Source organism: Hymenobacter caeli, assembly GCF_013294115.1.
Classification (GTDB): Bacteria; Bacteroidota; Bacteroidia; order Cytophagales; family Hymenobacteraceae; genus Hymenobacter; species Hymenobacter caeli.
The window spans coordinates 22,833-29,733 of the sequence record NZ_JABSNP010000033.1; the positions used below are offsets into that span (position 1 = coordinate 22,833).

Annotated in this window: 7 protein-coding genes; 5 read left to right on the forward strand and 2 right to left on the reverse strand. The window is 70.3% G+C overall.

The genetic code is table 11. The annotated features are described in order from the left end of the window. Positions 1–88: 88 nt before the first annotated feature. Positions 89–1,414 (reverse strand): PAS domain-containing protein, encoded by a 1,326-nt coding sequence (locus tag HNP98_RS21035; RefSeq protein ID WP_173812156.1) that lies wholly within the window; start codon positions 1,412–1,414, stop codon positions 89–91. 171 nt (positions 1,415–1,585) lie between these two features. Between HNP98_RS21035 and HNP98_RS21040 the strand changes: the two genes are divergently transcribed. The 5 genes from HNP98_RS21040 to HNP98_RS21060 all read left to right on the forward strand — a co-directional run bounded on the left by HNP98_RS21040 (position 1,586) and on the right by HNP98_RS21060 (position 6,309). Further along, positions 1,586–2,875, forward strand: coding sequence for a TonB-dependent receptor (locus HNP98_RS21040; protein WP_173812157.1), 1,290 nt, complete (start codon positions 1,586–1,588; stop codon positions 2,873–2,875). Then, positions 2,851–3,333 carry a hypothetical protein gene (locus HNP98_RS21045; protein ID WP_173812158.1) on the forward strand — a complete coding sequence of 161 codons (483 nt, stop codon included), beginning with the start codon at positions 2,851–2,853 and terminating at the stop codon, positions 3,331–3,333. The genes HNP98_RS21040 and HNP98_RS21045 overlap by 25 nt, the downstream gene beginning before the upstream one ends. Before the next feature lie 164 nt (positions 3,334–3,497). Further along, complete coding sequence (locus HNP98_RS21050) at positions 3,498–4,199, forward strand: tetratricopeptide repeat protein (RefSeq protein ID WP_173812159.1); 702 nt, start codon at positions 3,498–3,500, stop codon at positions 4,197–4,199. Between the two features lie 97 nt (positions 4,200–4,296). Then, the gene (locus tag HNP98_RS21055; protein WP_173812160.1) at positions 4,297–5,406 is read left to right on the forward strand and encodes a sensor histidine kinase; all 1,110 of its coding nucleotides are present in this window, start codon (positions 4,297–4,299) and stop codon (positions 5,404–5,406) included. 108 nt (positions 5,407–5,514) lie between these two features. Next, on the forward strand, positions 5,515–6,309 hold the full coding sequence (locus HNP98_RS21060; RefSeq protein WP_173812161.1) for a LytR/AlgR family response regulator transcription factor: 795 nt from the start codon (positions 5,515–5,517) through the stop codon (positions 6,307–6,309). A 66-nt stretch (positions 6,310–6,375) separates the two neighbouring features. On the opposite strand, the gene HNP98_RS21065 is transcribed toward HNP98_RS21060, so the two are convergent. After that, positions 6,376–6,828 carry a Uma2 family endonuclease gene (locus HNP98_RS21065; protein ID WP_173812165.1) on the reverse strand — a complete coding sequence of 151 codons (453 nt, stop codon included), beginning with the start codon at positions 6,826–6,828 and terminating at the stop codon, positions 6,376–6,378. Positions 6,829–6,901: the final 73 nt, after the last annotated feature.

Genomic DNA, 6,901 nt, shown 5'->3' on the forward strand with positions numbered 1-6,901 from the left:
GCGTGAATGCCCCCGGCCGGAGCAAAATTAATGTCTGTCCGCACCGGTTAAAAAACGGGCGGCACGAGCCACCTGCTTGGCCAGGTGCTCAGACGGCCGTGCCCCCGGCGGCCCCGTTGTTCAACGCCTCCAGCGCCTGGCGGGCCCGCACCAGCTCGGTCACGTCGTAGGAAAACGAGGTGACGCCGGCCACCCGGCCGTCCTCAAAAAACGGCTGGTAGGTGTAGTCCACGTAGCCGTCGGCGGCGGGTTGGGTGGCGGTGGCGTCCAGGTGCACGGGCACCGCCCGGGCCGAAAACGGCTGGCCCGTGCGGTACACCCCGGCCAGGGTGGCCAGGAAGCTCTGGGCCAGGAACTCGGGGAACACCTCGGCCACGGTGCGGCCCAGCAGGTCGGGGTTGCCGGCCCCGGCCAGAAACACGCGGTTGGCAAACTCGTAGCGGTAGTCGGCCCCGCGCACCACCGAAATGGCCACCGGCGCGTCCATGAACACTTGGTGCAGGGTTTCGCGCTGCTGGCGTACCTGCTCGGCGGTGGCGTAGGCCTGGTCGGCCAGGGCGGCCTGGGTTTCGTTGGTTTCGAGCAGCTCGGCCACGAGCAGCTTCTGCTGGTGGATGTCGGCGTTGGCCCCCACCCACATCTGCACCCGGCCGTCGGGGCCGCGGCGCGGGGCCCCGACGGCCTGGAACCAGCGGTACGCGCCGTCGTGGCGGCGCACCCGGTACTCGGCCTGGTAGGTGGTGCCGGCGGCCAGGGCCTGCTGCCACAGCGCCACGGTGCGGGGCAGGTCGTCGGGGTGCAGGTCCTGGGCCCAGCCGCTGCCGACGGTGTCGGCCAGGGCCCGGCCGGTGTAGTCGAGCCAGCGCGCGTTGAACGAGTCCGTGACGCCCTCGGGCGTGGCGGTCCAGACCAGCAGCGGCATGCTTTCGAGGATGAAGCGGGCACGGTCGGTGGCCTCGGCGAGGGCCCGTTGGGTTTCCGCGGCCCGGGCGGTGGCGCGGGTGGCGTCGGTCACGTCGGTGGCCCGCTGCAAAATGTGCAGCAGGGTGCCGTCGGGGGCCAGGACGGGGAAGTGCGTCACCTGCCAGTAGCGCTCCTCGGTGCCGCCGCCCTGGGCAGCGGGCCGGTCCAGGTCGTAGCGCAGCAGGGGCATGGCGTCGGGCCGCAAGGTCTGGCGCACCCGTTCGTGCGATTCGCGCAGGGTGCGCTGGCTCTCGGGGGCCGAAGGGTAGGCGTCGAAAATGTCGCGGCCCACGATGGCGGCCCGGGGCGCCATGGAGGCGGCCAGGTGCAGGTCGGAGTTGTCGCGCACGGTGCCGTCGGGGGCCAGCAGCAGGTACGAGTCGGGCAGGTGATGGAAAAGGTACTGGTAGTCAGCAGCCAGGTCGGTAGCGGTGGGCATAAGGGCAGTCATAAAGCAATAAAGTGGGCAAAATAGCACCCCCGCTACGCAAACTTCACCGTCCGGGTTGGGGCGGCCGCGCCGCCGCTTCGTCGGGTGCGTTCGCCGCTTCGGGCACAAGCGTTTTGGCCCCCCCGGCCGGCCGGGCACTTTTGGGCCATTCAAGCGCTTTGCCCCGGCCCCGTGAAACGCCCGCTGCCCCTGTTGCCTACCCTGCTCCCCCTGCTACTGCCCGGTGCCGCCCCCCGCGCCGCTGCCCCGCCCGCCGCCCCGCCCGCCGGGGCCCCGGCGGCCGCCACCCGCCTCAGCGGCACCGTGCGCGACGCCGCCGGCTGGCCCCTGCCCGGCGTGAACGTGTTCCTGAAAACCACCTTCGACGGGGCCAGCACCGACTCGCTCGGCCGGTTTGCCTTCCGCACCGGCCACGCCGCCGGGGTCTTGCCGCTGGTGGCCACCTCCGTGGGCTACGAGCCGCTGGAAACGCCCGTGGCGCTGGGCGCGGGGCCCGTGGCGCTGCCCAACCTGCGGCTGCGCGCCGGCCGCGCCGCCCTCGGCGACGTGGTGGTGACGGCCGGGGCCTTCGAGGCCGGCGACGCCCGGCGCGGGGCCGCCCTCACGCCCCTCGACGTGGTGACCACCGCCGGGGCCCTGGGCGACGCCACCGGGGCCCTGAACGCGCTGCCCGGCACCGCCCGCAACCCCGAAAGCGGCCAGCTGTTCGTGCGCGGCGGGGCGGCCGCCGAAACCAAAACCTACCTCGACACCACCTTCCGGGCCCCGCTGCGCCGGGGCTGGGGCCTGAACACCGGCCTGGCCCTGAGCCGCGACGACAACGCCGTGCGCCCCGACTCGCGGGCCGTGCGCGACCTGGAGCAGTCGGCCGTGGCCCGCCTCGTGCTCACCAACGACTCGGCCGCCACCTGGTTCAACCTGAAAGTGGGCACCGAGCTGCTGGCCCAACGCTACCGCCAAACTTACCAGGCCGGCCCCGCCGCCGCCGTGCGCCGCCTGGGCTTCGACGAGCGCCGGGCCGCCGCTTTCGCCGAGAGCGAGCTGGTGCTGAGCCGCCGCCTGGCCGGCCGCGCGGGCCCGCGGGGCGAATACTCGGGCCTGCGGGGCCGCGCCAGCTTGGCCCCGCGGGCGGCCCTGGCCTACCAGACCGGGGGCCACAGCCAGCTCACGGCCGCCTGGGGCGAGTTCTACCAAACGCCCGCCAACGACCTGCTGCGCTTCGGCGCGCCCCTGGGCTTCGAGCGGGCCCAGCACCTGCTGTTCGGCTTCTTCAGCGCACCACGGGCCTGCGCACCCTGCGGGCCGAGCTCTACCGCAAGGACTACGCCCGCCTCGCCACCTACGACCCCGCCAACCCCTACGGCGCCAGCGCCTACCAGAACGGTGGCCGCGGCTACGCCCAGGGCCTCGACCTGCTCTGGCGCGACCGCGCCACCGTGCCCCACCTCGACTACTGGGTGAGCTACGGCTACCTCGACACCGAGCGCCGCTACCGCGCCGACCCCGTGGCCAACGTGCCCACCTTCGCCGCCCGGCACAGCCTGAGCGTGGTGGCCCCGAGCTGGGTGCCGAAAATCCACACCCAGCTCGGGGCCACTTACGCTCACACCGGCCCCCGCAGCTACCAAGACCCCAACCAGCCCGGCTACAACCAGGGCCGCACCCCCGCCTACCAGGACCTGAGCCTGAACCTGAGCTACCTCACCACCCTCGCCGGGCAGTTCACCATCCTGCACGTGGCCCTGAGCAACGCGCTGGGCCAGCCCCAAATCTTCGGCTACCGCTACGCCGACGCCCCCGCCGCCGACGGCCAGTACGCCCGCGTGGCCCAGACCCCCGGGCCCCCCCGCATGCCGTTCGTGGGCCTGTTCGTCTCCATCAACAACCAGAAGGCCGGTGTGAACGAAGCCCCGGAGTAGGCACGGCGGGGCCCGCCGCCCCGCGCCAGCCGCCGAAACCGCCGCTTAGTCCGCCCCATCCGACGCTTCGGCCACGCGCATTTTCCGGGGCCCCGGCCCGCCGCCACCTTTGAATCAGTAGTCAGCCAACCACCATCCACCCCCACCTCTCACCATTCCTTGCCATGAAAAAGACGCTCCTCACCTTCGCCCTTGCCGTTGCCTGCCTCGGCGCTTCGGCCCAGTCCCAACCCGCCCCGGTGGCCCCCGCCAAAGCCCCGGCCGCGGCCGCCGGCTACGCCGAAATGCTGGGGGCCACCGTGGCCGACCTGATGAAGACCGGCGACCCGGCCGCGCTGAAGGCCGTGGCCGACCGGCTGGAACGCGCCGCCGCGGTGGCCCCCGCCGACTGGCTGCCCCGCTACTACCAGGCCTACGCCCTGACCATCAACGCTTTCCAGAGCCAGGAGGATGCCGATGCCAAAGACAAAACCCTCGACCGGGCCGAGGCCGCCCTGGCCCAGGCCCGCCAGCTCAAGGGCGATGCCTCGGAGATGCTGGTGCTGCAAGCTTACCTCTACCAGGCCCGGCTGCGCGTGGCCCCGATGGCCCGCGGCCAGCAGTATTCCGAGCTGGTGGACGAGGCCGTGGCCCAGGCCCAGGCCCTGAACCCCAACAACCCCCGCGCCTACCTGATTCTGGCCAACAACCTGTACTACACACCCGCCGAATACGGCGGCGGGCCCGCCACGGCCAAGCCCCTCTACGAAAAAGCCCTGGCCCTGTTCGCCGCCGAAAAGCCGGCCACCCCCCTCAGCCCCGCCTGGGGGCAGGCCCGGGCCGCCAGCGCCCTGGCCACAATCAACGGCGCAACCGCCAGCAAGTAGCTTTTCGGGGGCCCGGGGCCCGGGGCCCGGGGCGTTTAGCCGGGGCCCGGGCCGTTTCCGTTGCCTTTTCCCTAGCTTTAACCCCCTGCCCTCCGCCATGTCGCCCGCCGTGTCCGCTCCCGCTCCCCCCGCCTCCGTTTCGCCGCTCGACGTTGTGTTCATGCCGCAGGCGGCGTCGGTGGCCAACGTGGGCCGGGCGCTGAAAATATTGGTGGTGGTGTCGGTCGTCATCAGCGTCATCGTCAACCCCAGGGCCCTCACGAGCTGGTCGGATTTCGCCATTGCCTACGGCTACACCTTCATGTATTCGGGCGGGCTCTGGCTGACGAACGGCTACGCCGTGGGCTGGCTCAACCGCCGCTACACCTGGACGGAGCGGCCCGGCCGGCGGCTGCTGCTCACGCTGGCCGTGTCGCTGGGCGGCTCGGTGGCGGTGATTTTGCTGATGAATGCCGTGCTGCTGCTGCTCCGGGGCCGGCCGCTGGCCCGGCTCTTCAGCGGCGACATGTACTGGGCGCTGCTGCTGCCGCTGATTGTGACGGTCATCATCTCGCTCTTCAACCACAGCCGGGCGTTTTTCTTCCAGTGGCGCGACGCCTCGGTGCGGGCCGAGCGCCTCGAAAAAGAAACCGCCGTGGCCCGCCTCGACTCGCTGCGCCGGCAGGTGGACCCGCACTTCCTCTTCAACTCCCTCAACGCCCTCACCAGCCTGGTGGAGGAAAACGACCCCGCCCGCGCCGTGCGCTTCATCCGCCAGCTCAGCCAGGTGTACCGCTACGTGCTCGACAGCGGCGGCCAGGAGCTGGTGCCGCTGGCCGACGAGCTGCGCTTTGCCGAGAGCTACTTGTTCCTGCAAAAAACCCGCCTCGGCGACGCCCTGGCCGTGGAGCTGGCCCTGCCGCCGGCCGCCGCGCTGGCCCCGTTCTTCGTGCCGCCCCTGGCCTTGCAGCTGCTGCTCGAAAACGTCGTCAAGCACAACACCGCCTTCCAAACCGACCCCCTGCGCCTGCGCGTGACGCTCGACGCCGGGGCCCCCAGCCTGACGGTGCGCAACACCCTGCGCCCGCGCCGCCTGGCCCCCGGCGAGTCGTCGGGCCTGGGCCTGAAGAATTTAGCGGCCCGCTACGCCTTCCTCACCGGCAAGCCCCTGGCCGTGGGGGAGGAAGCCGGCGAGTTCGTGGTAACGCTGCCGCTGCTGGTCATTTAACAATTAACATTTATCATTTAACACCCGGTCGGCTTGCAATAACTTTTTTGACAGCCGCCTTCGCAAATGCCGCTACATGATCGATAAATGATAATTGATAACTGTTAAATGAAACTCGCCGCCCTCATCGTTGAAGACGAGCCCCTCGCCGCCCGCCGCCTGGCCGACCTGCTGGCCCGCCAGCCCGAGCCCCTGGCCGTGGCGGGCACCGCCGAATCGGTGGCGCAGGCCGTGGCGCTGCTGGGGGCCCCGGGGCCCGCGCCCGACGTGCTGTTTCTCGACATTCACCTGGCCGACGGCCTCAGCTTCGGCATTTTTGAGCAGGTGGCGGTGACGTGCCCGGTCATCTTCACCACCGCCTACGACCAGTACGCCCTGCAAGCCTTCAAGGTGAACAGCGTGGACTACTTGCTCAAGCCCATCGACGAGGAGGAGCTGGCGGCGGCCCTGCGCAAGCTGCGGGCCCTGCGGGCCGCCCCGGCCCCCGCCGCGCCCGCCCTCGACGCGGCGCTGCTCGGGCAGCTGCTGGCGCAAATGCAGCAGGCCCCGGCCGCCAGCAGCTACAAAACCCAGTTCGTGGTGCGCGTGGGCGAACACCTCAAAGTGGTGCCCCTGGAGCAGATTGCCTACTTCTTCAGCCTCGAAAAAGCCACTTTTCTGCAAACGGTCGAGGGCCGCAAGTTCGTGGTCGACTACACGATGGACCAGCTCGAAACCCTGCTCGACCCGCGCCGCTTCTTCCGCCTCAACCGCGCCTACCTGGCCCAGCAGGCCGCCATCCACGACATCATCCACTACACCAACTCGCGCCTGCAAACCGTGCTCAAGCCCCCCGCGCCCGACGCCCAGGTGCTGGTGAGCCGCGAGAAAGTGAACGTTTTCAAAAGCTGGCTGGACAGGTAAGTATTTTAAGCTGTTAGCTGCTAGCTGTTAGCTTTTTGGGGGAGCTGATAGCTGGCAGCTAACAGCTTAAAAAGGCCGCAGCTCCTTTAGCACCAGGGCGAAGCCGGGCAGCACGGGCCCGCCGCTCAGTTCCTGGTCGAAGCCCTGCACGAGGCGGGGCGGGTGCGGCGGCTCGAACACGTGCACGGTTTCGGTGCTCGGCACCACCAGCCAGGCCAGGCGCACGCCGGCCCCCAGCCAGTCGTGCATCTTCGTCAGCAGGTCGGGCAGGCGGTCGGACGACGAGGCCAGCTCCAGCACGAAATCGGGGCAGATACGGGCGAAGCGGCGGCGGTCGGCGGGGGGCAGGGCCTGCCAGCGGGCCTCGGCTATCCACGAGGCATCGGGCGAGAGCATGGCCCCGCCCGGCAGCGTGTAGCCGGTGGAGGAGTCGCCCACCCGGCCCAGGCGGGCGGCGTGGTTCCAGTTGCCGAGCTGGCGGGACAGCTCATTGTTGCTAAGTAGTCGCGCAAAAGTAATCGCATAAAAACGGAGGCGTTAAATTTGGTGCATGCGTGCCCCCCTTGCCTTAACCCCCGACGAAGTCACCACC

Bases quoted from the DNA above. Each gene is read 5' to 3' on its own strand.
- HNP98_RS21035 (WP_173812156.1), bottom strand. From the start codon at position 1,414: ATGACTGCCCTTATGCCCACCGCTACCGACCTGGCTGCTGACTACCAG.
- HNP98_RS21050 (WP_173812159.1), top strand. From the start codon at position 3,498: ATGAAAAAGACGCTCCTCACCTTCGCCCTTGCCGTTGCCTGCCTCGGC.
- HNP98_RS21055 (WP_173812160.1), top strand. From the start codon at position 4,297: ATGTCGCCCGCCGTGTCCGCTCCCGCTCCCCCCGCCTCCGTTTCGCCG.
- HNP98_RS21060 (WP_173812161.1), top strand. From the start codon at position 5,515: ATGAAACTCGCCGCCCTCATCGTTGAAGACGAGCCCCTCGCCGCCCGC.